The organism is Nonomuraea sp. NPDC049684, from assembly GCF_044465345.1.
GTDB lineage: Bacteria > Actinomycetota > Actinomycetes > Streptosporangiales > Streptosporangiaceae > Nonomuraea.
In genome coordinates this window covers 157,653-183,209 of the sequence record NZ_JBITLO010000018.1, presented here as the reverse complement: position 1 = coordinate 183,209, position 25,557 = coordinate 157,653, and the positions used below count along the sequence as shown (strand labels likewise).

At 73.6% G+C, this 25,557-nt stretch carries 27 protein-coding genes; 12 read left to right on the top strand and 15 right to left on the bottom strand.

From position 1 onward, the window contains the following. Positions 1 to 3: 3 nt before the first annotated feature. Genes ACIBST_RS41300 through ACIBST_RS41285 form a run of 4 tightly spaced genes read left to right on the top strand, consistent with a single transcriptional unit; the run spans position 4 to position 6,324 of the window. Positions 4 to 894: a sugar ABC transporter permease gene (locus ACIBST_RS41300; RefSeq protein WP_358300366.1), complete on the top strand. Its 891-nt coding sequence runs from the start codon at positions 4 to 6 to the stop codon at positions 892 to 894. Further along, positions 891 to 1,715 (top strand): carbohydrate ABC transporter permease, encoded by an 825-nt coding sequence (locus ACIBST_RS41295; RefSeq protein WP_397178955.1) that lies wholly within the window; start codon positions 891 to 893, stop codon positions 1,713 to 1,715. The genes ACIBST_RS41300 and ACIBST_RS41295 overlap by 4 nt, the downstream gene beginning before the upstream one ends. 49 nt (positions 1,716 to 1,764) lie before the next feature. Beyond that, positions 1,765 to 3,216 (top strand): ABC transporter substrate-binding protein, encoded by a 1,452-nt coding sequence (locus tag ACIBST_RS41290; RefSeq protein ID WP_397178954.1) that lies wholly within the window; start codon positions 1,765 to 1,767, stop codon positions 3,214 to 3,216. A gap of 12 nt (positions 3,217 to 3,228) precedes the next feature. After that, a complete protein-coding gene (locus tag ACIBST_RS41285; protein ID WP_397178953.1) occupies positions 3,229 to 6,324 on the top strand; it encodes a DUF5722 domain-containing protein in 3,096 nt (1,031 codons plus the stop codon). 88 nt (positions 6,325 to 6,412) lie between these two features. Here the strand turns inward: ACIBST_RS41285 and ACIBST_RS41280 are convergent, their stop codons facing one another. Both ACIBST_RS41280 and ACIBST_RS41275 read right to left on the bottom strand, forming a co-directional pair. Further along, positions 6,413 to 7,015 (bottom strand): histidine phosphatase family protein, encoded by a 603-nt coding sequence (locus tag ACIBST_RS41280; RefSeq protein ID WP_397178952.1) that lies wholly within the window; start codon positions 7,013 to 7,015, stop codon positions 6,413 to 6,415. A gap of 53 nt (positions 7,016 to 7,068) precedes the next feature. Further along, complete coding sequence (locus ACIBST_RS41275) at positions 7,069 to 8,289, bottom strand: PEP/pyruvate-binding domain-containing protein (protein WP_397178951.1); 1,221 nt, start codon at positions 8,287 to 8,289, stop codon at positions 7,069 to 7,071. A gap of 59 nt (positions 8,290 to 8,348) precedes the next feature. On the opposite strand from ACIBST_RS41275, the gene ACIBST_RS41270 reads away from it, so the two are divergent. Next, complete coding sequence (locus ACIBST_RS41270) at positions 8,349 to 8,744, top strand: DNA-binding protein (protein ID WP_397178950.1); 396 nt, start codon at positions 8,349 to 8,351, stop codon at positions 8,742 to 8,744. Next, on the top strand, positions 8,741 to 9,376 hold the full coding sequence (locus ACIBST_RS41265) for a transcriptional regulator (RefSeq protein WP_397178949.1): 636 nt from the start codon (positions 8,741 to 8,743) through the stop codon (positions 9,374 to 9,376). The genes ACIBST_RS41270 and ACIBST_RS41265 overlap by 4 nt, the downstream gene beginning before the upstream one ends. A gap of 23 nt (positions 9,377 to 9,399) precedes the next feature. On the opposite strand, the gene ACIBST_RS41260 is transcribed toward ACIBST_RS41265, so the two are convergent. From ACIBST_RS41260 to ACIBST_RS41240, 5 genes are all read right to left on the bottom strand, one after another. Continuing rightward, positions 9,400 to 9,840 (bottom strand): rhodanese-like domain-containing protein, encoded by a 441-nt coding sequence (locus ACIBST_RS41260; protein ID WP_397178948.1) that lies wholly within the window; start codon positions 9,838 to 9,840, stop codon positions 9,400 to 9,402. Between the two features lie 53 nt (positions 9,841 to 9,893). Next, a complete protein-coding gene (locus ACIBST_RS41255; protein ID WP_397178947.1) occupies positions 9,894 to 11,285 on the bottom strand; it encodes a rhodanese-like domain-containing protein in 1,392 nt (463 codons plus the stop codon). Between the two features lie 145 nt (positions 11,286 to 11,430). Continuing rightward, a complete protein-coding gene (locus ACIBST_RS41250; protein WP_352328991.1) occupies positions 11,431 to 11,700 on the bottom strand; it encodes a metal-sensitive transcriptional regulator in 270 nt (89 codons plus the stop codon). A gap of 81 nt (positions 11,701 to 11,781) precedes the next feature. After that, positions 11,782 to 12,510 carry a hypothetical protein gene (locus ACIBST_RS41245; RefSeq protein ID WP_397178946.1) on the bottom strand — a complete coding sequence of 243 codons (729 nt, stop codon included), beginning with the start codon at positions 12,508 to 12,510 and terminating at the stop codon, positions 11,782 to 11,784. Next, positions 12,497 to 13,009 carry a SigE family RNA polymerase sigma factor gene (locus ACIBST_RS41240; RefSeq protein WP_397178945.1) on the bottom strand — a complete coding sequence of 171 codons (513 nt, stop codon included), beginning with the start codon at positions 13,007 to 13,009 and terminating at the stop codon, positions 12,497 to 12,499. The genes ACIBST_RS41245 and ACIBST_RS41240 overlap by 14 nt, the downstream gene beginning before the upstream one ends. A 114-nt stretch (positions 13,010 to 13,123) precedes the next feature. On the opposite strand from ACIBST_RS41240, the gene ACIBST_RS41235 reads away from it, so the two are divergent. Next, the gene (locus ACIBST_RS41235; RefSeq protein ID WP_397178944.1) at positions 13,124 to 14,059 is read left to right on the top strand and encodes a hypothetical protein; all 936 of its coding nucleotides are present in this window, start codon (positions 13,124 to 13,126) and stop codon (positions 14,057 to 14,059) included. Between the two features lie 83 nt (positions 14,060 to 14,142). Here ACIBST_RS41235 and ACIBST_RS41230 read toward each other — a convergent pair whose 3' ends face one another. From ACIBST_RS41230 to ACIBST_RS41220, 3 genes are all read right to left on the bottom strand, one after another. After that, the gene (locus ACIBST_RS41230) at positions 14,143 to 16,380 is read right to left on the bottom strand and encodes an Orn/Lys/Arg decarboxylase N-terminal domain-containing protein (RefSeq protein WP_397178943.1); all 2,238 of its coding nucleotides are present in this window, start codon (positions 16,378 to 16,380) and stop codon (positions 14,143 to 14,145) included. A 94-nt stretch (positions 16,381 to 16,474) separates the two neighbouring features. Continuing rightward, positions 16,475 to 17,011 (bottom strand): 2'-5' RNA ligase family protein, encoded by a 537-nt coding sequence (locus tag ACIBST_RS41225; RefSeq protein WP_397178942.1) that lies wholly within the window; start codon positions 17,009 to 17,011, stop codon positions 16,475 to 16,477. Positions 17,012 to 17,052: 41 nt separating this feature from the next. Further along, on the bottom strand, positions 17,053 to 17,514 hold the full coding sequence (locus ACIBST_RS41220; protein ID WP_397178941.1) for a winged helix-turn-helix transcriptional regulator: 462 nt from the start codon (positions 17,512 to 17,514) through the stop codon (positions 17,053 to 17,055). Positions 17,515 to 17,608: 94 nt separating this feature from the next. Here ACIBST_RS41220 and ACIBST_RS41215 point away from each other — a divergent pair, with 94 nt between their 5' ends. Next, positions 17,609 to 17,989, top strand: a complete 381-nt coding sequence (locus ACIBST_RS41215; protein ID WP_397178940.1) for a PPOX class F420-dependent oxidoreductase — start codon at positions 17,609 to 17,611, stop codon at positions 17,987 to 17,989. On the opposite strand, the gene ACIBST_RS41210 is transcribed toward ACIBST_RS41215, so the two are convergent. Continuing rightward, positions 17,958 to 18,989, bottom strand: coding sequence for a hypothetical protein (locus ACIBST_RS41210; protein ID WP_397178939.1), 1,032 nt, complete (start codon positions 18,987 to 18,989; stop codon positions 17,958 to 17,960). The two genes, ACIBST_RS41215 and ACIBST_RS41210, sit on opposite strands and share 32 nt — an antisense overlap. Positions 18,990 to 19,109: 120 nt before the next feature. Here ACIBST_RS41210 and ACIBST_RS41205 point away from each other — a divergent pair, with 120 nt between their 5' ends. Beyond that, positions 19,110 to 20,165, top strand: coding sequence for a sensor histidine kinase (locus ACIBST_RS41205; RefSeq protein ID WP_397178938.1), 1,056 nt, complete (start codon positions 19,110 to 19,112; stop codon positions 20,163 to 20,165). Beyond that, a complete protein-coding gene (locus ACIBST_RS41200; protein ID WP_397178937.1) occupies positions 20,162 to 20,791 on the top strand; it encodes a response regulator in 630 nt (209 codons plus the stop codon). The genes ACIBST_RS41205 and ACIBST_RS41200 overlap by 4 nt, the downstream gene beginning before the upstream one ends. Before the next feature lie 31 nt (positions 20,792 to 20,822). Here the strand turns inward: ACIBST_RS41200 and ACIBST_RS41195 are convergent, their stop codons facing one another. Continuing rightward, positions 20,823 to 21,599, bottom strand: coding sequence for a class I SAM-dependent methyltransferase (locus ACIBST_RS41195; RefSeq protein ID WP_397178936.1), 777 nt, complete (start codon positions 21,597 to 21,599; stop codon positions 20,823 to 20,825). 106 nt (positions 21,600 to 21,705) lie between these two features. Between ACIBST_RS41195 and ACIBST_RS41190 the strand changes: the two genes are divergently transcribed. Further along, complete coding sequence (locus ACIBST_RS41190; protein WP_397178935.1) at positions 21,706 to 22,248, top strand: RICIN domain-containing protein; 543 nt, start codon at positions 21,706 to 21,708, stop codon at positions 22,246 to 22,248. A gap of 28 nt (positions 22,249 to 22,276) precedes the next feature. Here the strand turns inward: ACIBST_RS41190 and ACIBST_RS41185 are convergent, their stop codons facing one another. Further along, positions 22,277 to 22,882: a TetR/AcrR family transcriptional regulator gene (locus ACIBST_RS41185; RefSeq protein ID WP_397178934.1), complete on the bottom strand. Its 606-nt coding sequence runs from the start codon at positions 22,880 to 22,882 to the stop codon at positions 22,277 to 22,279. Between the two features lie 69 nt (positions 22,883 to 22,951). On the opposite strand from ACIBST_RS41185, the gene ACIBST_RS41180 reads away from it, so the two are divergent. Then, positions 22,952 to 24,511, top strand: a complete 1,560-nt coding sequence (locus ACIBST_RS41180; protein WP_397178933.1) for an FAD-dependent monooxygenase — start codon at positions 22,952 to 22,954, stop codon at positions 24,509 to 24,511. A gap of 29 nt (positions 24,512 to 24,540) precedes the next feature. Here the strand turns inward: ACIBST_RS41180 and ACIBST_RS41175 are convergent, their stop codons facing one another. Together ACIBST_RS41175 and ACIBST_RS41170 are read right to left on the bottom strand one after the other, a co-directional pair. Beyond that, positions 24,541 to 24,861, bottom strand: coding sequence for a DMT family transporter (locus tag ACIBST_RS41175; protein ID WP_397178932.1), 321 nt, complete (start codon positions 24,859 to 24,861; stop codon positions 24,541 to 24,543). Between the two features lie 2 nt (positions 24,862 to 24,863). Then, a complete protein-coding gene (locus ACIBST_RS41170) occupies positions 24,864 to 25,511 on the bottom strand; it encodes an FMN-dependent NADH-azoreductase (protein WP_397178931.1) in 648 nt (215 codons plus the stop codon). Positions 25,512 to 25,557: the final 46 nt, after the last annotated feature.

The following is a 25,557-nucleotide window of genomic DNA, read 5'->3' as shown; positions in this document are numbered from 1 at the left end:
ATCGTGACCAGCACAAAAGCGCGCCGCCGGATCCCGTGGGGCGTCTACCTCGTCCTCCTTCCCACCTTCGCCCTGCTCGCGGCGTTCGCCTACTACCCGGCGCTCAACGGCATGCTGCACTCGCTGTACGAGTGGCGGCCGGGCTTCGGCTCGCCGTTCGTCGGCCTGGACAACTACCTCACGATGCTCGGCGACGACCTGTGGTGGGCCTCCTTCCGCAACGCCGGGATCATCTTCGTCTGGGCCGTCACGCTCATGTGGGTGTTCCCGCTGCTGGCCGCCGAACTGGTGATGTCGCTGTCCAGCGAGCGGCTGCGGTTCGTCTTCCGCACCCTGCTCATCCTGCCGCTGGCCTTCCCGGCCGTGGTCAACGTGCTGCTGTGGCAGTTCATGTACGACCCGCGCGACGGCGTCGTCAACAGCCTGCTGCGCGCGCTCGGCCTGGACGGGCTGGCGGGCAACTGGATCGGCGACCCGGCCACGGCGCTGGCCGCGCTGATGACGATCGGCTTCCCGTGGGTGGCCGGCCTGCCGTTCCTGGTCTTCCTGTCGGCATTGCAGAACGTGCCGGCCGAGATCTATCAGGCCGCCGAGGTGGACGGCGCCGGCCGGCTGCGCCGCTTCTGGAGCATCGACCTGCCGATGATGTTCCGCGACGTCAAGCTGCTGCTGGTGCTGGCGGTGATCTCGGTGCTCCAGTACGGCATGCAGGCCCACATCATGACCAAGGGCGGCCCCGACAACGCCACGCAGGTGCCCGTGCTGCGCATGCTCGACGCCGCGTTCGTGGACACGAGCTGGGGGTACGCGGCCGCGCTCGGCACGGTGCTGTTCGCGCTGACCCTCGGGGTGAGCCTGGTCGCGCTGGCGCTCGGCAGGAGGTCGGGATCGTGAGCCGGACCCGCAGGACCGACCTGGTGGCCGGCGGCCTGCTGGCGGTGCTGGCCTTCGCCGGGCTGTTCCCGTACCTGTTCATGCTCGCCGCGTCGGTCAAGGACAACGAGCAGTTCTTCGGCAGCTACTGGTCGCCGGCCTGGCCGGTGCACCTGGACAACTACGCGGCGGCCTGGGAGCAGGTCAGCCCGTACCTGTTCACGTCGTTCGTGGTGGCGGCGCTGGCCATCGCCGGCACGATGCTGCTGGCCCCGGCGGCGGCCTTCGTGTTCGCCCGCTACCGCTTCCCGGGGCGCAACGCGCTGTTCGGGCTGGTCGCGGCGCTGCTCATGGTGCCCTCGATCACCAGCCTGATCCCGCTGTTCGTGCTGATGCGCGACCTCGGCATCCTGGACAGCCGGCTGGTGCTGATCATCCCGCACGTCACCGCGAACACGGTCTTCGGGATCGTCGTCATGCGCACGTACATGGCGCAGATCCCCGAGGAGATCTTCGAGGCGGCGCGGGTGGACGGGGCGGGCGGCGTCCGGCTGTTCGTGGCCTTCATGCTGCCGCTGGCCCGGCCGGTCATCGGCACGGTGGCGCTGATGACGGTGCTGGGCGTGTGGAACGACTACTTCTGGCCGCTGCTCACCGTGCAGACCGACGCCTACCGGACGATCCCCGCGGGGCTGGCCTTCTTCGCCAACCAGAATGCGCAGCAGTGGGGGCCGCTGTTCGCCGGCTACGTCCTGGCCAGCCTGCCGCTGGTGGTGCTGTTCACATTCCTGTCCAAGTGGTTCCTGGCGGGCATCCAGGGCGGCATCGTGTCCGGCAAGTGAGCCGGTCCCGCGATTGAAACGTATCAATAAAGGAAGGACCCCTACCCCGATGAGAACACCCCCCAAGAGCGGGCTCGCGGCCCCGGCCGCGATGGCCGCGCTGCTCGCGCTGACAGGCTGCGGCCTGCTCGGCACCGGCGGCACGTCCGCCCAGGACGGCGGCGGCAAGGTGACGATCACACTGGCCGGCCCCAATCAGTGGAACGCCAGCGGCAGCAGCTTCGGACCGGCCTGGGAGGCGCTGGTCGACGCCTTCGAGAAGCGCGAGCCCGGCATCGAGGTCAGGACGCAGGTGCTGCCCCTCGACGGCTTCATGCAGACGATCACCACCCAGCTCGCCGCCGGCACCGCGCCCGAACTGGTCTTCAACCAGCCGCCGCACAAGGCCCACGAGGTGCACGCGCTCGACGCCGAGCTGCAGAAGCCCAACCCGTACGTGCCGGGCAACCAGCGCTGGATCGACGTGTTCAGGAAGGAGTACTACGGCCCCGCCGTCTCCAAGGCGCTGAGCAAGGAGAGCGGCAAGCTGGAGTACATCCCCTTCAACCTGGTCGCCATCGGCCTGTTCTACAACAAGGACGCCTTCGCCAAGGCGGGCGTCGACCAGCCCCCCGCCACCTGGGAGGACTTCAGGAGCGCCTGCGGGAAGCTCAAGGCGGCCGGCTTCGACCCCGTCGCCCTCGACAAGGGCGGCCTGGCCGCCGGCTGGACGTGGGAGGCCGTCAGCACCCAGCTCATCGACAAGTACCACGACGACTGGAACTTCTTCGACGCCACCGGCAAGCCGGGCAAGGCGCCGACCGTGACGGAGAAGTCGATGAGCAAAGCCATCAAGCAGGGCACGCTCACCACCAGGACGCCCGAGGTCGCCGAGTCCCTGAAGATCTACAAGGAGTTCTTCGACTGCGGCACGCCCAACTGGACGGGCGTCGCCGACGGCGGCGCGACCGTGGGTTACCGCGACTTCGTCTCGGGCAAGGCCGCCATGTCGTGGGGCACGGACTTCGCCGTCGAGGCGCTGAAGGCGGACGCCAAGTTCGCCCTCGGCACGATGCCGTTCCCGACCATCACCAGGGCCAGCACGCCGCTGTCGTCGGAGGCCCCGGCCCGCTACGGCGCCTCGATCGGCGGCACCAGCTACATGATCCCCTCCACCGTCAAGGGCGAGAAGTACGCGGCGGCGGTCAAGTTCCTGCAGTACATGAGCTCGCCGGCGATCAAGCCCTGGCTGGACGCGACCGGCGGCCTGCCCGCCGTCGAGGGCGTCGAGCCGTCGGCCGAGACCGCCGGGCTGCTGGAGGGCGAGTGGGGCAAGCCGTTCCGGGTGACGGCCCTGCCGGGCGGCCCGGAGGGGACCTCCTTCCGCGACGTCTTCGACGGCTACCTCCTCGGCCGGCGCTCCCTGGAGGAGGAGCTGGCCGACCTGGACAAGTGGTGGAAGCGCGGCATCGAGGCCGGCATCAAGAAGAACGCCTGGGGCGACGAGGACTGGGCCAGGTAGGAGGAGATGACCATGCGATTGTTGATCGCCCTGGCGCTGGCCGTCCCGATGCTGGCCGTCCCGGCGCAGGCCCTGCCCGCGCGCGCGGCGGCGGCCGGCGGGGTGAGCGGCGTCGAGGTCGGCGGGGACACGATCACCGTCACCGGCCTCGCCCCCGGCCCGGCCGAGCTGTACGCGCTGGACACCTGGCAGGACTCGCCCGCGGGCGAGCGGCCGGTCGCCTCCGTCGAGGCGGGCCCGTTCCGCGTCGAGGTGCCCCGGATGGACGGTGACCAGGACCGGCTCTACGACAAGTTCCTGGCGGTGGGCGCGGACGGCCCGCTGGGAGAGGTGCACTACGCCGACAAGCTGAGCTTCGCGTCGGCCAACCAAACCCCTTATCCCGAAATGTCGGGCAAAAAGGGGTTACAGGTGCAGATGACCGACGACGCCGAGGAGATCGGCGTCCAGCACGCCGGCATCAACCTGGCCCTCGACTCGGTCATGACGGCCGGGCCGGGCGCCCCGGGCAACACCATCGAGTTCGTCTCGCAAGGCAAGACGTACTACTTCGACCGCGGCGCCGTCGCCGGGCTCGACGCCCAGGTCAAGCCGCTGTCGGACAACGGCGTCCTGGTCAACATGATCGTGCTGGTCTACAACAGCGGCGCGGCCAACTCCGCCGCGCGCACGCTCATCCACCCCGACGCCGAGCTGGGCAAGGGCACGGTGTACGCGTTCAACACCAAGACGGCCGAGGGCGAGGCGCACTTCACCGCCGCGATGGAGTTCTTCGCCCAGCGCTACAGCCGGCCCGACGGCCGCTACGGCCGGGCGTGGGGCTGGATCGTCGGCAACGAGATCGACGCCCAGCAGTTCTGGTACAACATGGGCCGCCAGGACCGCGACGTCTTCCTCGACCAGTACGCCCGCGCCATGCGGCTGACCTGGCAGGCCGTGCGCAAGGCCGACGCCGCCGCCCGCGTCTACACCTCGCTGACGCACTTCTGGACGGGCGCGGCCAACGACGACCCGAAGTACACCTACAAGGGCCGCGACGTGGTGGACGGCCTCAACGCCCTCACCAAGCGCCAGGGCGACTTCGACTGGAACATCGCCTACCACCCCTACCCGGAGAACCTGTTCAACCCGGCGTTCTGGAACGACAAGACCGCCACGGACGGCTTCGACACCCTGCGGATCACGTTCAAGAACATCGAGCTGCTGCCGCGCTACCTCGCCCAGGACGACCTCACCTACAACGGGCAACGGCGGCGGGTGATCCTGTCCGAACAGGGCCTGAACTCCCAGGACTACTCCGCCAAGGAGCTGGAGCTGCAGGCCGCGGCCTACGCCTACGCCTACTACAAGATCGCCTTCGCCGACGGCATCGACTCCTTCATCCTGCACCGGCACGTCGACCACAAGCAGGAGGGCGGCCTGCGGCTCGGCCTGTGGACGTGGGACGAGGAGCACGGCGCGCCCTCCAACGCCGGGGAGCGCAAGCCCCTGCACGAGGTGTTCGCCGCCATCGACACCGACCGGTCGCTGGAGGCGACCGAGTTCGCCAAGAAGATCATCGGCATCTCCGACTGGAAGGACGTCATCCCCGGCTTCGACCCGGGCAAGCTGGCCGTCCGCAAGCCGCCCGCGGTGGCGGGCACGCAGCTCGACGCCCGGCCGGTGGCCGAGCGGGTGATCTCCGGCTTCGAGACCGGCGCCGACGGCTGGCGGCCCTCGGACAACGCCGCCGCCGTGGAGCGGGTGGCCGTGGACGGCGGGCACGCGCTGCGCGTGCGCTTCGACCGCGACCTGCCCGGCTGGTCGCGGTACGCCAAGTCGTACAAGGGCGCCGACGTGCTGTTCGGCAAGCCGCTCGACGCCTCGCGCACGCCGTCGCTGTCGCTGTCGGTCCGGGTGCCGCCCGAGGCCGACGACGGCTTCAAGCCGGGCAACGTCTTCACCGCCAAGGTCCGCGTCTACGGGCGCGGCGGCGCGGTCGCGGAGGGCGCCGGCACGATCGACCCCGAGCTCGGCTGGAACCGGCTCACGCTGGACCTGTCCCGCTGGGCCCCGCGCGCCGCGATCTCCCGGGTCAAGGTGTGGGTACGCGGCTCGGCCGGCTCCGACTGGGCGGGCTCGTACGACATCGACCGGCTGAGCGTGGCCGCGGCGGCGCTGCCCGGCCTGGCCCGGCGCAACGTCGAGGTGAGCGCGTCCACCGCCGAGCGCGGCCGGCTCGGCTCCAAGGTCACCTTCACCGTCACCAACCGGGACGTGCTGCCGATGGCCGGCCGGGTCACCCTGTCCGCCTGCGACGGCGTGGCCGTCGATCCGCCCGCGCTGCCGGTGACCGGCCTGCGCACGGGCGCGAGCCGCACGACGGAGACCACGCTGACGGCCTACGCGCCCGCGAACCAGGAGTACCCGGTCGTGTGCGCGTCCTACCTGGGGCACACGGACCGGGTGACGTTCCGGCTGCCGCCGCAGGCCGCGTACGTGCCGCCCGCCCCCGACGCCTTCGCCAACCAGGAGCTGGCCGACGGGTTCGACCGGGCCGGCGACTACCAGACCCACCGGGTCCTGCCGGAGGACAAGGAGGTGCCGCAGGTGACGTACGCGGGCGGCGCGCTGTCGGCCGGGCATCCGTCGGCGTCCTGGTTCGGGCTGATGTCGTCAGGCGTCTCGCCGCGCAACCCGGCGTTCGCCACCGCGATCACGATCAGGAAGTTCCAGGGCGACTCCACCGACATGGACACCGTCTACACGGGCCTGGTCAAGGACGGCAGGACGGACGTGGCGGCGTTCTACGTCAACAGCCACAGGTTCGCCGGGTTCGAGGTGCGCGGCCCGCAGGTGCCGGGCGGGCTCGCGGTCTTCGGCGTCAAGCAGGGCGTCACCATCCCCGACGGCGGCCGCTTCGCGCTGTCGCTGGTGGGCGAGCGGGCCGCCATGTACGCCGACACCGGCTCCGGCTGGGAGCTGGTGACCGCGGCCACGCTGGAACACCTGCCGGCGTTGTCGGAGCCGCAGGTCAGGGCCGGTTACCGCTACGGCTTCGGCGTGCGCGGCGACCCCGGCCCCAGCCCGCTGGTGCTCGACGCGGTGGAGGGACGCAGCATCTCCTGACGCAGCATCTCCTGACGCGGCATCTCCTGACGCGGCATCACCCGACGCCACCTCCCCGCGCCACCTCCTGACGCCTCCCGGCCCCCGCTCACGGCCACATGTCCCGTGGGAAGCCGGTCCAGCGCAGGCCGGCCGGGAGGTGGCTCAGGTCGTTGAACATCACCATCGTGGGCGGCAGGCCGGTGCGGTACTCGATGATCGTCAGCCCGGTGTTGGCGCTGTTCAGGCCGAGCCACCGGGGCGGCGGCGCGTCCAGCGCGTGCCGGACCAGCCAGGCGATCTGATCGGCGTGCGTCACCAGCACCTCGTGCACGTCGGACGCGGGGTCGTCGGGGACCCTCGCGAACCGGGCGACCAGGGCGTCGGCGAGCGCGCGCCCCGAGGCCGCCTCCGCCCGGTCGAAGCCGTCGAAGTAGCCGGCCCAGGAAGCGGGCGTCTCGGCGGGGGCGGGGACGTAGGGCACATGGTCCACCAGCTCGGCGGCCTCGGCCACCGGGACGTCCGGCAGGCGCCGGGCGAGCTCCCGTGCGCTCTCGGCGGCCCGCGGCAGCGGGGAGTGCCACACCGCGCCGATCGGCATCCGGGCCAGCCGTTCGCCCAGCAGGGCCGACTGCCGCCGCCCGTCGTCGGTGAGCTGCCCGAACGCGTCGGCCGCGCCGTGGCGGGCCAGGTAGAGGCGTCGTAGCGACATGGGTGCGCGGGGAGCGGCCGGTCGGAGACCGCTCCCCTCTCCTTTCCCAGGGTTCAGGTGGCGGTGACGGTACCGGCGGTGCCGTCGACGGTGACGAGCGCGCCGTCCCGGAGCCTGCTGGTCACGTCCGGGACGCCGAGGACGGCGGGGATGGCGTGCTCGCGGGCCACGATCGCGGCGTGGGAGAGCACGCCGCCGGTCTCGGTGACGACGCCGGCGGCGATGCGCAGCAGCGGCGTCCACGCCGGGTCGGTGAACGGGCAGACCAGCACGTCGCCCGGGCGCACGCGGGCGAAGTCGCCGGGCCCGCGCACGATCCGCGCGGTGCCGGTCACGGCTCCGCGGCTGCCCGGCGTCCCGGCGAGCACCCCGGCCGGCACGTCCGCCGCCGGGGCGGGCGGGCCGGCGGCCGGGGGAGCGGCGGTGACCGGGCGGGCCTGCAGGATCCAGACGCGGCCGCCCGCGACGGCCCACTCGACGTCCTGCGGCCCGCCGCGCAGGGCCGCGATCCGCGCGCCCAGCCCGGCGAGCTGCACGGCGGTCGCGTCGTCGATCGCCGCCCGCCCCCGGTCGCCGTCGGGCACGTCCCGCACGACGAGCCGCGCGCCGTCCCGGTCGAGCCGGGTGCGCTTGTCGGCCACGGCGCGCACGACCGATCCGTCCGCGCCGACCCGGTAGGAGTCGGGCGTGACCGTGCCGCCGACGACGCTGGGCCCGAGCCCCCACGACGCCTCGATCCCGGTGGGCTCGCCCGGCCCGCCGGGGGTGAACATGACCCCGGACGCCTCGGCGTCCAGGTGGCGCTGGACGATCACGGCCATCGCCGGGCCGTCGCCGGACCGGCCCTCGGCGGCGGCGCGCGGCGAGAACAGCGACGCCCAGCAGGCGCGCACGGCCTCGGCCACCCCGCCCGCGCCTCGCACGGCGAGGAAGCTCTCGTACCGGCCGGCCGCCGAGCTCAGGCCGGTGTCCTCGTCGGCCGCCGACGACCGCACGGCCACGGGCGGGTCGCCGAGCGCGCCGAGCCCCCGGGCCAGCGCCGCGGCGAGCCCGGCGTCGACCGCGAGCCCTTCGACCGTCCGCCGCGCCGCGGCCAGGCCGTCCGGTCCGGCCGTGCGCCGCCCGAGCTCCAGGCCCCTGACCGCGGCCTGGTAGGCGGCGAACGGCACCACGAAGCCGTCGGGAACCGGCAGCCCCGCCCGCAGCAGCTCGCCGAGCGCGCCGCCCTTGCCTCCGCAGGTGTCGGCCGCGGCCATGCCGAGGGGTACGATCATCCGCCCCGCCCTTCAACAAAATGTTGACGATGTCCCGGCGATTGTGAATCATGTCCCGCATGCAACGCAACCACGACCCCGCCCACCCCCCGAACGCGGACCAGCTCCAGGCGCAGCGCGAGAAGGAGGCCCGCCGGCGGCTCATGGCCATGGGCGCCGACCTGCTCGACCCGCGCCCGTGGCAACCTCCGCCCGTCCCGCCCTCGGCGGTCGACCTGACGCGCTTCGCCGTCTGGCGCAACGCCGGCCTGGAGCAGCAGGACGTCCTGGCCGCGCTGGCCCTGCTGCCCGCCGCGCGCGCCGAGGTCGAGGCGATCGAGTCCGCCCTGCTGTTCACCGCCCGCAGCACCGGGCTGACCTGGGCGCAGATGGCGGAGGCGATGGGGTTCAACTCGCCGCAGGCCTGCCAGCAGCACTACACCCGCCTGACCGCCCGTCAGGAGGCCGGCTCATGACCCGGCAGTCCGCGCCCGGCCTGCTGGCGCTGCACGCCGTACGGGTCACCGGGTTCGCCGACACCCCGGTGCTCGCCCGCCGGTACGCGCTCGGCGTGGCCGAGACGGAGGAGGAGCTGCTCGACGCCGAGGCGCGCGGCTGGGTGAGCCGGTCGGAGTTCGCCGGCACCGGCGGCTGGTCGCTCACCGAGACGGGCCGGGCCGAGGACGAGCGGCGCCTGGCCGCCGAGCTCGACCGGGCGGGCGGCGCCGAGGAGGTCCGCGACGTCTACCGCGAGTTCCTCCCGCTGAACGCCCTGCTGCTCAAGGCGTGCACCGACTGGCAGCTACGCCCGGACGGCCGCGACCGGCTCGCCGCCAACGACCACTCCGACCCCGCCTGGGACGCCCGGATCCTGCACGAGCTCACCGTCGTCGGCCGCGCCCTCCAGCCGCTGGCCGACCGGCTGACCGGCGTCCTGGCCCGGTTCGGCGGGTACGACGAGCGCTTCGCCGCGGCCCTGGCCCGCGCCCGCAACGGGGAGGGCGCCTGGGTCGACCGCACCGACGTCGACTCCTGCCACCGCGTCTGGTTCGAGCTGCACGAGGACCTGATCTCCACCCTCGGCCTCGACCGCCACGGCCACTCCTGACGCCCGGCGCGCGTCCCGTCAGGTCATCCCCGGCCGCCGGCCAGGGAGTCGAGGACGGCGGCCAGGTCGGTGCGCGGCCCCCGGTTGTAGGGCAGCCGGGACAGCAGCATGCCCATGGCGCAGGTGTCCGACACGGCGGCGAAGGTCAGCCCGGCGCCGATGCCGGCCGCGATCCACTTGGCCCGCGGAACGGCCGCGATCCACTTGGCCCGCGGGAGACGCGCGCCGGCCAGCACCGCGCCCTCGTCCAGGCGGGGGCGCAGGGTGGCGTGGTGCGCGCGCAGCAGGTCGAGCGGCACGTTGCGGGAGCCCGGGATGTGCACGGCGGCGAACTCGCCGGGGGTGCGCACGTCGATGATCTGGGGCGGGTCGCCGCCGTCCAGCAGCCGTCGCAGGGCGGCGGCGTCCACGGTGGCGTTCACGGTGGCGTTCACGGTGGCGGGCGGGGTGTCAGGGGTGGTCATGCGATGGTCCTTGCCGAGGGTGCGGGACCGGTCGGGTCAGGCGTCGGTGATGGTCAGGCGTCGGTGATGGTCAGGCCCGCTTCGGCGGCCGCCGCGTAGGCGTCGTCGATGTGCACCACGCGGCGTCCGGCGCGGGCGAGCAGGCTGGTGGCGGCGGCCGCCCGGTAGCCGGAGCCGCAGTGCGTCCACACCGTGCCGGCCGGGACGTCGGCCAGGCGGTGCGGCAGGTCGGGCAGCGGGATGTGAGTGGCGCCCGCGACGTGACCGGCCCGCCATTCGTTGGTCATGCGCACGTCCAGCACGACGTCCGGGGCGGGCAGGTGCGCGGGCGCGCGCCCGGCGTGGACGGCGGCCAGGTCGGCGAACGTGGCCACCGCCAGCTCGCCCAGCCGCTCGTCGTCGCCGCCGGCCCACTGGCCGGGGTCGCCGGTCGCGGCGGCGGCCGGACGGTCGACGCCGATGCGGGCCAGTTCGCGCTGGGCGGCGGCGACCTGCCCGGCGTCCTCGCCCAGCAGGGTGATCGGCGCGCCCCACGGAGCCATCCAGGCGAGCCAGGTGGACATGGGGCCGTCGAGGCCGAAGCTGAGCGTGCCGGTCAGGTGGCGGCTGGCGAACGCCTTGCGGGAGCGCAGGTCCACCACCCATTCACCGGCCGCGATCCGCCTGCTGAGCTCCGCGGGGTCGGCGGCCCGTACGGGGGTGAGGTCGATCGGGCCGCCGCCCTCGGAGTTGCGCGGGCCCATGTGGGCGTAGTACGCGGGGTAGGCGTCGAGCCCGGCGAGGGTCTGGGCGACGAAGTCGTCGGCCTCCAGGCGCAGCGCCGGGTTGGCCTGCCGCTCGCGGCCGATCGTGGAGGCCGGGGCGTCGGCCTGCGTGGCCGAGCAGAAGCTGCCGAACCCGTGGGTGGGCCACACGTGGGCGCCGTCGGGCAGCAGGTCGGCCAGGTGGTGCGCCGAGGTGTGCTGGCGGTGGGCCAGGTCGTGGGCGTGCTCGGCGCCGAGCAGGTCGGTGCGGCCGGTGGTGCCGAAGAGCAGGGAGCCGCCGGTGAAGACGCCTTCGGGGCCGTCCGGGCCGGTCAGGATGTACGACAGGTGATGGAAGGTGTGGCCGGGCGTGGCCACCGCCTGGACGCTCATGTCGCCGGACAGCGCGACCTCGTCGCCGTCGGCGATCGGCCGGCGGTCGAACTCCACGGTCTCGTCGGCGGCGACCAGGTAGGCGGCGCCGGTCACCCGGGCCAGGGCCAGGCCGCCCGAGACGTAGTCGTTGTGCAGGTGGGTCTCGGCCACGTGAGTGATGCGGACGCCGAGACGTCCGGCCAGGGCGAGGATCCGGTCGATGTCCCGCTGCGGGTCGACGACCAGGGCCACCTGTCCGTCGTGGGCGAGGTAGCTGCGGTCGCCCAGGGAAGAGGTCTCCACCACCTCGATGTGGATCGTGCTCATCTTCTTCGCCGCCTTCGTGTCGTCGCAGGTCGTGGTCCGGTCACGGACCGTCCTACCCATTGATACCCCGGGGGGTATAGGGCAGGCAAAAAAACGGGCATGCTCCGGCGTACGGTTCGTTCGTCGCCTTCGGATGCCCGTGGGGTCAGGACAGGGCCAGGAAGAGCTTCTCCAGCCGCTCCGGCGTGATGGCCGGCTCCTCGCCGCGCTCGCGCGCCGCCTGGCACTGTTGCAGGCCGGTGGAGATGATCTTGAATCCGGCCCGGTCCAGGGCCTTGGACACCGCCGCGAGCTGGGTCAGCACCCGCTCGCAGTCGTCACCGTTCTCGATCATGGCGATCACCCCGCCGAGCTGGCCGTGGGCCCGCTTGAGCCGGGTGAGCGCCTCGGCCAGGACGGCCGCGTTCATGTCCATTCGCTCCACCTCCACCGCCAATATACCCCCCGAGGTATGGTGCCGCGCACGTTCGCGCGGGCGCGGTGGAGGCGGAGGCGGTCACGGGTTGGGGGTGAGCCCTTCGGCGATCCTCTTCAGCTCGGCGGACACGGCCCCGGCGTCGCGGAACTCCTTGGCGTACGTCGGGCTGAACATGATCTCGGCCCACTGGCGGTCGCCCATGCGGAGGAAGAGGGTGGGCGTGCCCTTCATGCCGTCCTCACCGACGTTCTGGACGACCAGGTAGCCGCCGCGGTCGCCGATGGTCACCTCCTCGCCGTCCTCCTCGTCGCGGTAGGCCGCGATCCGGTCGCCGATCTCCTGGACGGCCCCCTCCTCGTACATGTAGATCTGCACCCGGTAGGAGCCCGGGTCGTCGCCCTCGTAGAAGTAGGCGGTGGTGTACTTGTCGCCGAAGTCCACCGACCAGCCGGACCACTTCAGCCGCTCGGGCAGGTATCCCACCCTGACGTGCCCGAACGTCTTCCCGTCGCCCAGGTCGCCGAGGCTCGGCGGTTCCGGCCGCGGGGGCGGGGTGTCGTCGATGGCGGGCGGCTCCGGCGTCACGGAGATCGTGACCTGGCCGCCCGTCGCGGTCGTCGTGCTCATGCCCAGGTACGCCACGGGCGCGGCCACGACCGCCACCGACGCCGACAACGCCGCGATCCGGCCTCTCACCCGCCTGCGCCTGGACCCGCGCACCACCCGGTCCACCAGGTCGGGCGCGGCGTGCAGCCGGGCCGTCTCCTCCGTCATGAGCCGGAGGAGCTCCTCCTCAAGCGTGGGCATTCCTGATCACTCCTTCCACTGTCTCCCGTCCGAGGGCCGAACGGAGTTTGGCCGCCGCCTTCGACGCCTGGCTCTTGACCGTGCCGACCGAGCAGCCGAGCACTTCGGCGGTCTGCGCCTCGCTGAGGTCCTCCCAGTACCGCAGGACGATCACCGCCCGCTGCCGGGGCGGCAGGGCGCGCAGCGCGTCCATGAGCACGCGGCGCAGGTCGGTGTCCGTCGCCCGGTCCGGCAGGTCCGGCGGGCTGTGCATCGGGATGATCCGCAGGATCGCCCGGCGGCGGGCCCGGTTGATGGCGGCGTTGACGATGACGCGGCGCACGTACGGCTCGGGGCTGTCGTGGCGGACCCGGTCCCAGTTCCGATAGGTGCGCTCCAGCGCGGTCTGCAGCAGGTCCTCGGCCTCCGCCTCGTCGCCGCAGGCGAGGTAGGCGACCCGTAGCAGGCTCGTGGCGCGTGCGGCCACGAATGCGCCGAAGTCGTGTTCCGTGGCGCTCACGGCTGTCTGTCCGATTTCACGCTTCCTAATACGCCTGGGCGCCGAGGGGGGTTGCCCGCGAGAGCGGAGAAGGCGCCGGGCAACCCTCCGGGGGGCTCAGGCGTATGGAGGGTCATGACTTCGTATTCATGGACCGCGGCGGCGACGTCCCGCCGCCTGATCGCCCGCCTGATCGCCGCGGGCGCCGGGCTGGCGGCGGGCGCCGCCCTGGGCGCGCCGGCGCCCGCCGCGGCGGCCCCGCCGGAGGGCGCGTACTGGCACGTCAAGGAGCTGCTCACCATGCCGCAGCTGGGGCGGTTCGGCACCAGGGCGCATCCGTACTCGCTGGTCAACAGGCAGATCACGGAACGGTGGACCACCCCCGACGGCAGGGCCTGGTACGCCTACCGCGAGCTCGGGGCGACGCCGCCGACCCCGGCCGACAAGAAGGCCTGGCAGCGTGACGGCTCACCCGCCAAGTGGAGCGAGTCGATCGACGGGAAGACCGTGCGGCTGTCCACCGAGCCGTCCAAGGGCCACGTGGGGAGCGTGCGGGAATCGGTCACGTTCGAGCTGGCCGGGCAGTCGCTGACCTACGACGAGGTCCAGCGCCTGCCCGCCGACCCGGCCCGGCTCAAGGACTGGATCACCCGGGCCGGCCGGGTCAGCCGCGTCCCCGAGAGCGCCCTGCCCGGCTGGGTGGCCGGGACGCTGCCCCGGATCCTGCACGTGCTGCCCGCGCCGAGAGAGGTCCGCGACGCCGCCTACCGGGCGCTGCTCACCATGCCGGGCGTGCGCGCGGACGGCACCGCCAAGGACGAGCTGGGCAGGCCGGGCGCCGTCGTCCTGATCGACACGATGATCGACACGGTGAACGGGACGGGGAACGGGACGGACAAGGCGGCGGTGCGCACGACGGACCGGCTGATCGTCGACACCGGCAGGATGGCGCTGCTGGCGGAGGAGCACACGGCCGGGCGTTCCGGGAAGGGGCCCGGGAAGTCCTACGTCACGACGCTGGCCGAGGTGGGCTGGACCGACGCCCAGCCCGCCGTACCGGCCCTGCCCTGAACCGGCCCCGGCCCTCAGAGCAGGGCCCTGCTCTGAGGGCCCTGCTCTGAGGGCCCTGCTCTGACGGCCTGCGGGGGCGGGCGTCAGTCGCGGAGGACCTCAACCCAGTAGCGGCCCTCGCCGTCGCGGTGGGCGCCGTGGATGTCGGTGGCCAGGTCGGGGAAGGCCCGGTCGAAGTCCTCCAGGGCCCGCAGGTAGCTCATCAGCGGGCCGTCGGCCGCGCCGGTCGCCTCGCCGGGCATCAGCATGGGGATGCCGGGCGGGGTGACCACCACGGTCGCCGCCACCACCCGCCCGGCCAGCCGGGCCAGCGGGACCCGCTCGGTACGGGAGCGGATCATGGCCTGGTAGACGTCGGCGGGCGTGGAGACCGGCTCGGGCAGCGCGGTGAAGACCTGGTCGAGCAGCGCGCCCACGCCCGAGTCGCGCAGCTTGGCGTGCACCTCGCCGCAGAACGCCCGCAACGACACGCCGGACGGCCCGAACCCGGGCAGCACGTCCGCCAGCGCCCTGTCGTCGTCGTAGGCGTTCTTGAAGTCGGTGAGCGCGTCGATCAGCGTGCCCCACTTGCCCTTGGTGATGCCCATCGAGAACAGCACCAGCAGGGTGTGGTCGCCGGTCTTCTCCACCACGATGCCGCGCCGCTGCAGGTAGGCGGCCACCACCTTGGCCGGGATGCCCCACTCCAGCGTGCCCTCGGCCGCGTCCGCGCCGGGGCAGGTGATCGTCACCTTGACCGGGTCGAGCAGGGCGTAGTCGTCGCGCATGCCGTCGAAGCCGTGCCAGGCGGCGCCGGGCTCCAGCGCCCAGCAGCGCGGCTCCGAGCACAGCAGCGCCGGGTCGGCGTCGGCGAAGGGCACGGCCCGGCCGGTGTGCGGGTCGGGCACCGAGGGCGGCTGCCAGAGGCCGAAGAACCAGGCGGGCCGGTGGCCGTCGTCGCGGATGCGGGCGGCCAGGCGGGTCATCGCCTGCCGGAACCGGACCGCCTCGACGATCGCCTCGCCGGTCAGGAACGCCCCTGAGGGGCCGTCCATCATCGCCGCGGCCACGTCGAGGGAGGCGATCATCGGGTACAGCGGCGAGGTCGAGGCGTGCATCAGGTACGTCTCGTTGAAGGCGTCGTAGTCGACCGGCGCCCGCGGAGAGGGACGGACGTGCAACATGGCGGCCTGCGACAACGCGGCCAGCAACTTGTGCGTGGACTGCGTGGCGAACACCGTGGGACGCCCCGGGCCGGGCAGCGTGCGCTCGTCGACCGACATGGCGTACCGGCGGGAGTAGAGCGGGTGGAACCGGCCGTAGGCGAACCACGCCTCGTCGAAGTGCAGCCGCGGCACGGTGGCGCCCAGCAGCTCGGCGACCCGGACCGCGTCGTAGCAGACGCCGTCGTAGGTGGAGTTGGTGACGACCGCGTACGCGGGGTCGCCCGCCGCGAGCGGATGACCGGCCACCCGCGCCCGGACGGCGGACGCCTCCAGCGCGGCGGCCGGGATCGGCCCGGCCAGCCCCAGCCCGTTGCGCTCGGGAACCAGGTAGACCGGCCGCGCGCCGCTGATCGCCAGCGCGTGCTGGATCGACTTGTGGCAGTTGCGGTCGACCAGCACGGTGTCGCCGCGGGCGATCGCGTGGTGCCCGACGATGCGGTTGGCGGTGGAGTTGCCGTTGACCACGAAGAACGTGCGCTCGGCGCCGAAGACGCGGGCCGCGTTGTGCTCGGCCTCGCCGATCGGGCCGGTGTGGTCGAGCGGCGAGCCCAGCTCCCCGACGGAGATCGACAGGTCGGTGCGCAGCAGCCGCTCGCCGTAGAAGTCGAAGAACGCCCGGCCCACGGGCGACTTCAGGAACGCCACGCCGCCCGCGTGCGCCGGGGTGTGCCAGGAGTAGGGGTGGTGGTCCTCCAGGTGCAGCAGCGCGCGGAAGAACGGCGGCAGGATCTGGTCGGCGTACTGGTCGGCGGCGTGCGCGATGCGCCCGGCGATGAACTGCGGGGTGTCCTCCAGCGGGAAGACGTAGCCCTGGATGACCTCGTACACCCACAGCGGCAGCTCCTGGTCCTGGGTGATCAGGAAGACCGGCAGGCCGCGGAAGCGCTTGGCCACCGCGGCCAGCAGGTCTTCGGCGCCGGGCGCGTCCCAGGCCGCCAGGATCGCCGTGAGCGAGGCGTCGGACCCGACCACCGCCAGGGCGTCGGCCGTGCGGCGGGTCCAGCGCACCTGGAGGCCGAGTTCGCCCATCTCGGCGCACACCCGGCGGATCTGCTCGGCGAGCGCCGAGTCGGCGTCGGGGTGTTCGGTGACGGCGGCCAGAACCGTTCGCTCCATACGGCACTCCATGATCGATCAGGGACGGGGGTCTCCCGATCGTAACGCCAAGGAATGACAAAGACACGGTAAGTGACGAAAGCGTGCCGGGCGCTCAGCGGCGCCGCCCGAGCTCGAAGGTCCGGTCCGGGTGCCAGCGGCGGCCGTCGCTGACCAGCAGGCGCACCTCGCGGACCCGGGCGGCCAGCGGCAGCCCCGCGGCCAGCTCGGCCTCCACGTGGTCGAGGAGCTCCGGTTCCTGCTGGTCGGCGACCGTGAGATGGGGGACGATCGAGGCGAACCGCCCCCCGTAGGGCGGGGCCTCGGGCCACCGGGCGGCGACCGCCTCCGTCAGCTCACGGAACGGCCGTTCGGGGGCGGGGGAGAGGTAGAGCACCCCCGGGAACCTGCCGCATCGGGTGAACCGCACGTCGAAGGCCGGATGCGCGCCGATCAGCCGGTCGAGCGCCTCCTCGTCGAGACGGTCGCGATCGAGGAACGGGTAGAGGATCGTCACGTGCGCGGGGACGCCGTCGGCGGCGACGGCGTCCAGCCGGGAGCGCCAGGTGCCGACCAGCGGCTCGGCTTCGGGGATCGCGACCACCAGGGCCGTTGCGCGGGCTCGGTACGGGCCCGGTTCCGTGGGAGGCATGGCTCAGGCTCCCAGACCGCCCGTGGCGCCGGCCACCGATTTCATCCGGGCCGGCCGGTCGCGCCGGGGCCGGGCAGCAGGTCGACGTCGCCGGCGTGCATCGGCGCGCCGCAGTGGGCGCAGCCCAGCTCCACGGCGCTGATCTCGCCGCAGGCGTGGTGGCGGTAGAGCACGGGCGGCCCGGCCTCGCCCGCCAGCCACCTGTCACCCCATCCGGCCATGACCATGAGCAGGTCGACCAGCTCGGCGCCCTTGGCCGTCAGGTGGTATTCGTGGCGCGGCCGCTGGTCGTAGGGGCGGCGTTCGAGGACGCCGTGATCGACGAGGTGGGCCAGCCGTTCGGTCAGCACCTTGCGGGAGATGCCGAGATCGGCCTGGAGTTGGTCGAACCGCCGTATCCCGGCCCACACGTCGCGCAGGATCAGCGGCGACCACGGCTCGCCGATCACGTCGAGGGTGCGGGCGATGGAGCAGGCCATCTCCGCGAAGTTCGTGCGCTGCATGGCCCCACTCTACCTTTCGGGGTTCCCTGAAGGAACTCGCAGTGCTACGGTTACAGAGTCTCCTCAAGGAACTCCAGAAGCCCGGAGAGAATCCATGAAACTCGACCCCGACGTGCGCGGCGTGCTCGACGGCACCCCGATCGCCCACCTCGCCACCCTCCTGCCCGACGGCGCTCCCCATTCCGTCCCGGTCTGGATCGGCACGCACGGCGACCACGTCGCCGTCCTCACCGGCCCGCGCTCCCGCAAGGCGCTCAACCTGCGGCGCGACCCGCGGGTCGCGCTCTCCCTGACGCCGCCCGGCGAGCCGTTCCGGCCGGTGCTCGTCCGGGGCCGGGTCGTGGAGTGGGTCGAGGGCGAGGCGGGCTGGGAGATCGTCGACCGGATCGCCGCGAAGTACATCGGTGGCCCGTACTCGCGCGCCGAGGAACGGGTCGTCCTGCTCATCGAGCCCGAGCGGCAGAGCGTGGGCTGACCGCCGCCGTCGGCCGCGGGCTCTCCCGGCGGCGCCGGTGGTAGCAGACGGCGGCGGTGGCCAGCGCGGCCCCCCACACCGGCCAGAAGCACTCCGGCAGCCAGGCTCCCCACTCCTCCAGGGCGAACCGGCCGGCCACGGTCCAGCGGATGTAGGTGAGCCCGGCCACCGTGATGATGATCGAGACGAACCCGGCCGGGACGACCGCCAGCAGCGGCGGCACCCGCCGGCCGCGCAGCCCCGGGATCCACCGCGGGAACACCTCGCCCCACCGCTGCACCAGCCCGAGCGTCAGCACGCCGCCCAGCGCCCCGAACGTCGCCAGGTACGCCCCCGCCAGCCACAGCCCGTCCTCGCCCTCGGCCAGGAACCGCGCGCTCACGCCGAGCGGGACGCCCAGCGCCCAGGCCCACCGGGTGGCGCAGTAGACCAGCGGCACCGCGACCGCCACGTACACCGCGATCCGCCCGCGCGCCGGGGTGAACCAGTTCCCGCGTCCGCGCCCGTGGTCCCGCGCGGCGGCGGCCAGCAGCAGGCCGCCCAGCACGCACACGAGCTGGTTGAGCACCGGCCACGGCCAGGCGTCGGCGAACGTCGCGCCGCCCAGCCCCCAGCCGAAGAGGGGCGCGGCCAGCAGCAACGGCGTGTAGGCGACGCCCATCATCAGCCGCGAGTCCGGAACCACCAGCACCAGCAGCGCGGTGATCGGCCAGGCCAGAAGGACCGGCACCCGCCCCCACGCCCCTTTCGCCGGGCGGACGCCGTTGCGGCGGGTCAGGGCCAGGGCGGTCGCGGCCGTCAGGGCCGAGAAGGCCGCAATCCACCAGCCGAACGGCGGCGCCGTGCCGGCCAGGATCGACAGCGCGCCGTCGGGGTCGGGATCGTCGGCCCCCCAGGGGTAGCCGGGCGCCCCGAGCGCCCACGCCGCGCCGAGCAGGCCGTAGGCGACCGCCCACAGCGCCGCCGCGTACCCGTACCGGCCGGAAGTGAAGATCGTCATGCCGACGAGCCTTCCAGCGCGGGCGCACGGCGGGCAGATGCCGTTCGGCACCTTCCGCAGGCCGCGGCAGTGCCGTTCGGCACGTGGGGGCGCGCGGCGCGGGCGCATATCGTGTCCCGGGTGAACGTGCTGTGGATGGCCGCCGCCTGGCTGCCGGCGGCGGTCGCCGTCGCCGTGGCGGCGACCGGGTTGTTCCTGACCGGGAGCAGGGCCGGGTGGCTGGCGTGGCTGCTCCTGCCGGCCGCGGGCGCGTCCCTGGCGGTCACCGCCCTGTGGCGGGCGGCCGGGGGGCCGTCCACGCCGGGCGTCGGCGCGCTGGGCATGGCCGAGAGCGCGGCGCTGACGGTCGCGGCCGGCCTGGTCGTCCGGTACGCGCCGGTCCGCCGGGCGGTGCCCGCGGCGCTGCTGGCGGGGCTCGCCGCGGCCACCTGGCTGCCGCGGGTCTTCACGCCGGCCTCCGCGCTGGAGGCGGTGGGGGCGTGCGCGTTCTGGGGGGCGGGCGTGCTGGCGGGCTCCGCCGTGGGCGCCTACCTGCGCCTGCTCGACGCGCGGCAGCGGCGGGCGGTGGCCGACGGCCGCACCGTCCTGCGGCTGCGGCTGGCCGGCGACCTGCACGACTTCCTCGCCCACGACATCAGCGAGATGGTCGCCCACGCCCAGGCGGGCGCCGTCGCGGGCGATCCGCTGCGGGCGCTGGAGCGCGTCGAGGCGGCCGGTCAGCGGGCCCTGTCCACGCTCGACCGCACGCTCGACATGCTCCATCACGACCGGCCGCTCGGCCCGTCCGGCGACCTGGACGGCATCGTCGAGGCCGCCGCGCGCTTCTCCGCCGCCGGATCGGCGCACGTCGGCGTGCGGATCGACCGCGCGGCGGCCGTCCCGGCGCAGACGGCGGCGCTGGCCTACCGGATCGTGATCGAGGGGCTGACCAACATCCGGCGGCACGCGCCGCGGGCCGGCCGCGTCGAGCTGTCCGTCACGACGCCGGGCGACGTCCTGGAGATCACGCTGACCAACGACGGGACGTCCGGCGCGGCCGGCCGCCGCCGCGGCGGCTCGGGCCTGCCCGGCCTGGCCGCGCTCGTCGCCGGACAGGGGGGCGAGCTGGTCGCGGGGGCCGTGCCGGACGGGTGGTCGCTGACGGCGCGGCTGCCGCTGCGACAATCTCCCGGGTGAGCATCCGCATCCTCGTCGCCGACGACCAGGAGGGCATCCGCGACGCCTTCCGCCTGATCCTCGACGCCCAGCCCGACCTGAGCGTGGTGGCCGAGGCGGCCGACGGCCGCACCGCGATCGACACCGCCCTCGCCGTCCGGCCGGACGTCGTGCTCGCCGACATCCGCATGCCCGGCGCCGACGGCATCGAGGTGACCCGCGCCCTGTCCGGCACCGGCATCCACGTGGTGGTCGTCACCACGTTCGGGCTGGAGGAGTACGTCCAGGCGGCGCTCAGGCACGGCGCGGCCGGGTTCGTGCTGAAACGCTCGGGCCCCGCGCTGCTCGTGGAGGCCGTCCGGGCGGCCGTGAACGGCGACATGCTCATCAGCCCCCAGCTCACCGTCCGGCTGCTGCGCGGCGGCGGCCCGCGCCGGGAGGTCTCGGACGTGGTGCTGACCGAGCGGGAGGACGAGATCGTCGCCCTGGTGGCGCAGGGGCGGACCAACGCGGAGATCGCCGCCGAGCTCTTCCTGTCCCCGGGGACGGTGAAGAACCATGTCGCCGCGGTCCAGCGCAAGATCGGCGCGAGGAACCGCGTGATGATCGCGGGATGGGCGTGGGCGACCGGCCGGGCCCAGCCGTGACGGGGTGCGCCCGTCCGTGCCGCGCCGCCGGTCAGGGGAGGTGGCGGGCCAGGTAGAGGACGGTCTCGACGTTCAGGACGACCTGGTCGCCGAGCGTGTCGAGGAGCGTGCCGAACAGGTTCTCGCGCACGTCCTCGGCCAGGAGGCGGTAGGACGACTGGGTGGACAGCAGGGCGACGTAGTCGGCGGCCGAGACCGTGCGTCCCGACCGGTAGAGCCGGGTGCCGAGGTCGCCGAACTCGGACGGCAGCCCCACCTCCGCGGCCCACTCGCGGGCCCCGGCCTCCTCGCCGACCGGCCTGCCGATCGGGCCGGTGTTGGGCCTGATGTGCGGGGCGAACCGCTCGTGCGCGGCCAGCAGCCGCGCGGTCACCCCCTCGTCGGCGGGCCAGTCGGCGTTCCAGAACAGGGCGAGCCCGCCGCCCGGGGCCAGCGCCGCGGCGGCGCGCTGCCAGCGCACCTCCTTGTCGACCCAGTGCCAGGCCTGGGCGCAGTACAGCAGGCCGAACGCCCGCTCCGGGACGTACTCCTCGAACGTCGAGACGGTGACCGTCACGTTCGGGCGGTCGGCGGTCCGCCGGGCCAGCACGGCCGCCATGGCCGGATCCGGCTCGGTGGCCACGACGTCGATTCCGGTCGCCGCGAACAGCTCCGTCGCCTTCCCCGTGCCCGCGCCCACCTCCAGCGCGGGTCCTCCGGCGTAGGCCAGCACGTCCGCGGCCAGCTCCGCCGGGTAGCCCGGCCGGACCCTGTCGTACTCGTCGGCGACCTCGCCGAAGACCCTTCCCTGAATTCGTTGTGTTGTCATGCGGACGATCCTCTTTCGTGATCGTCCAGGCGCACAACCCCGCCGGCGCACATTGAGTACGCGCTACTCAGGCCGTACGGGCCCGCGCGGTCGCACGCTTGGTCGCATGAAGACACACCTCCTTCGCCCGGCGGCCGTCGCCGCCCCGCTGCTCGTCCTCGCTCTCACCTGCGCCCCGGCGCCCGCCTCGGCCTCGTCCGTCTGGGCGGCGTCGAACGTCCAGCTCGTCAACCGGCAGACCGGCAAGTGCCTGACCATCGCCGGGGGCGTCAGCACGGAGAACAACGTGCACGCCGTCCAGTACGACTGCGACAGCCACCCCTCCCGCCGCTGGGACGTCTGGGGCTACTCCAGCGCGGCCCTGCAGGTCAGGAACCGGCAGACCGGCAAGTGCCTGACCATCGCCGGCGGCGTCAGCACGGAGAACAACGTCGTCGCCCTCCAGTACACCTGCGACACCCACCCCTCGCGCTACTGGGCGCTCGGCACCCGCGTCGGCCAGTACGTCGAGTTCCGCAACGTGCAGACCGCCAAGTGCCTGACCATCGCCGGCGGCGTCAGCACCGCCAACAACCTGGAGGCCGTCCAGTACACCTGCGACGGGCACCCGTCCAGGTTCTGGGAGATCCGCGACTACTACGGGAGCTGACCGGCTCGCCGCCGCGGAGACCGGCCGGTCAACCCGTGGGCGCGCCCAGCAGGGGCAGCCACACCTCGTCCACGATCTCGGCGATCGACTCCTCCGGCACCCGGCTCATCGTGACGAGCATGTCGTGCCGGAGCAGGTCGAGCGGCAGGTTCACCACCCTGGACGAGCGCGGCACGTCGGGCAGCTCGCCGCGCTCGACCGCCCGTCCCACGATCGTCTCGAACGCGGTCGCCTGGCCGGGCGGCAGCAGGGTGTCGCGCAGCTCGGTGAGGCTGCTGCCGGTCTCCCGGAAGTAGCCGGCGAGCTGCACGCTCATCAGCGTCAGCATGCCCGCGCGGTCGTCGCCGGCGTTGCGCAGGAACCCCACGGCGTCCTCGCGCAGGCTGCCGGTGTCGGGTACGTCGATCAGCCGCCAGAACTTGGCGAGGGTGGCCAGCAGCAGGTCGTCGCGCCGGGGCCAGCGCCGGTAGAGCACCGGGCGGCTGGTGCCGGCGCGGGCGGCGACGGCCTCGAAGGTGAAGCCGTGGTAGCCGTGCTCGACCAGCACGTGCCAGGCGGCGTCGAGGATCGCGTCCTCCAGCGCGGGGCCGCGGCGGCGGGACGCGCCGCCGGGGGCACGGTGCTTGAGATTCACTTGCGTATCTTAACGCGGCACCCTACGGTTGCCGGAATTAGATACAGCCCTGTACCCAAAGGACCGTCCATGATGTTCGACGTCATCGTCGTCGGCGCCGGGCCCGCCGGCCTCTTCCTCGCCTGCGAGCTGCGCCTGGCCGGCGTCCGGCCGCTGGTGCTGGAACGACGGCCGGAGCCCGACCTGTCGGACAAGGCCCACGGCCTGGCCGGCCAGGTCGTCCGGCTCCTGGACCACCGCGGCCTGTTCGAACGGTGCGGCGGACGAGGCGTCCCGGCGCCCGCGCCGGGCCACTTCTTCGGCGGGATGCCGCTGCCGCTGCACACGCTCGGCGCGGCGAACCCGATGTACCTCCTGCCCTGCGACCAGCGCGACCTCGAACGGGTGCTCGCGGCGCGCGCGGCCGAACTCGGCGCGCAGGTGCGGCGCGGTCAGGAGGTGATCTCCTTCGGCCAGGACGACGACCGGGTCGAGGTGGTGACCCGCGGCCCCGGCGGCGCCGAGACCACCCTCACCGCCCGCTACCTGGTCGGCTGCGACGGCGGCCACAGCATGGTCAGGAAGGCGGCGGGCATCGGCTTCCCCGGCGTCAGCGACGACCACGTCGTGGACCGCTCGGCCCTCGTCGGCCCGAGCGAGCACTTCCGGATCCTGCCCGGCGGGCGCGTCCTGATCGAGGGGCTCGGCGAGATCCCCGCCCACTTCCACCGCACCGACCGCGGCGTCTTCACCCTCCTGGCCCACGACCCGCGGCGGCCGCTGATCAACACGGCCGAGTGGGAGGACCGCCCGGCGGGCGGCTTCCCGGGGCCGGGCGCGCCGATGACGCTGGCCGAGATGGAGAAGAGCGTCGAACGCGTTCTCGGGGTGCGCCTGCCGCTCAGCCCGCCGCCCGAGGGCGCGCCGGTCATGCTGCGCCGGCTGTGCGGGCGCAACACCCGGCTCGCCGACCGCTACCGCGCCGGACGGGTCTTCATTGCCGGCGACGCCGCCCAGGTGAGCCACGGGCCCACCCTGAACCTGGCGCTTCACGACGCCGCCAACCTGGCCTGGAAACTCGCCGCCACGCTGCGCGGGCAGGCATCGGAAGGGCTCCTGGACAGCTACGAGACCGAGCGCCGCGCGTGCGCGGAACGCGTGGTCACCCAGACCCTGGCCGCGACCGCGCTGCTCGCGCCCGGCGCCGAGGTCACCGCGCTGCGACGGCTGTTCGCCGAGCTCCTGGGCCGTACGGAGAACCTGCGCATGATCGCCGAGCTGATGGCGGGCGGCGACGTCCGCCACGACATGGGGGAGGAGCGGCCCGCCGGGCCCACCGGCTGGTTCGCGCCGTCCCTGACGGTGACCACGGGCGACGGGCGGCCGCGGCGCCTGGCCGAGCTCATGCGCGACGCCCGCCCCCTGCTCCTGGACCTGACCGGCGGCGACGCCCTGGCCGCCGCCGCCGCGCCCTGGTTCGACCGGGTGCGGCACGTGGCCGCCACCGCCGCCGCCGACCCCGTCACCGGCACCGCCGCCGACGCCCCCGTCCCTGCGCTGCTCGTCCGGCCGGACGGCTACGTCGCCTGGTCGGGCGCGGACCCCGGCGGCCTCGGGACCGCCCTCGCCCGCTGGTTCGGCCCGAGCTGAGCCCGGCCGCCCGTCCGCGCGGGGCGGGGTCACTCCGGGCTGGTGACGCGGGCCAGCACGATGCCGCCGACGATGAGCGCCAGCGCCGCCATCCGGCCGATCGACAGCGGGTCCTTGTGCACGACGACGCCCAGGGCGATGGCGCCGACCGCCCCGATGCCGGTGAAGACGGCGTACGCGGTGCCGACCGGGAGCGTCTTCATCGAGTACGACAGCAGCCAGACCGCGGCCACCATGAGGACGAAGCACAGCAGGGTGGGCAGCGGCCTGGTGAAGCCCTGGGTGGGCTTGATGCTCTGCGCCCAGGCGATCTCCACCAGCCCCGCCAGCCCGAGGATGAGCCAGTTCATCGTCAGAACTCCTTCCCCAGGTCGCGGGCGCCGCGCAGTGCGGAGGCGTACAGCTCGTCGTGCTGGGCGCGCAGGTGGAAGAGGCCGGGGTCGACGCGGGAGTTGGCCAGCTCGGCGGCGACGACGGTGGTGTCCTCGACGGCGAAGTGGCCGGCGAAGAAGTCACGCAGGTAGCGCTCCTGGTAGTCGAACCTGGCCTTGGGGGCGCCGGGCGAGTAGGCCCCGCCGCGGGCGGTGGTGATCACGAAACGCCGCCCGGCCAGGGACATCTTGGGGAAGGTCACCTGGTCGAGCCAGGCCTTGAGCGCCGAGGGGATCGAGTAGTTGTACATCGGGGTGGCGATCAGCACCACGTCCGCGGCCACCAGCTGCGACAGCAGCGGCTCGACGATCGCCCACGCGGCCGCCTGCTCCGGGGTGCGGGCGGCCTCGTGGTAGCGGGAGATGTCGGTGATCTGGTTGGCCATGACGTAGTCGCACAGTTCGGTCCACGCCTCCCCGATGTGCGGCACCGGCTCGGCGGCCAGGTCGCGGTGGACGTAGGTGCCCTCGGGGTGGGCGGACCGCCACGCCTCGGCGAAGGCGTCGCCGAGCTCGCGGCTGATCGAACGGCGTCGGGCGCTGGCGTCCAGGTGCAGCAGAACGGCCATGAGGGGCTCCTCGAAATAAGTGGACATGACGTCCGTTTTGCGGTCG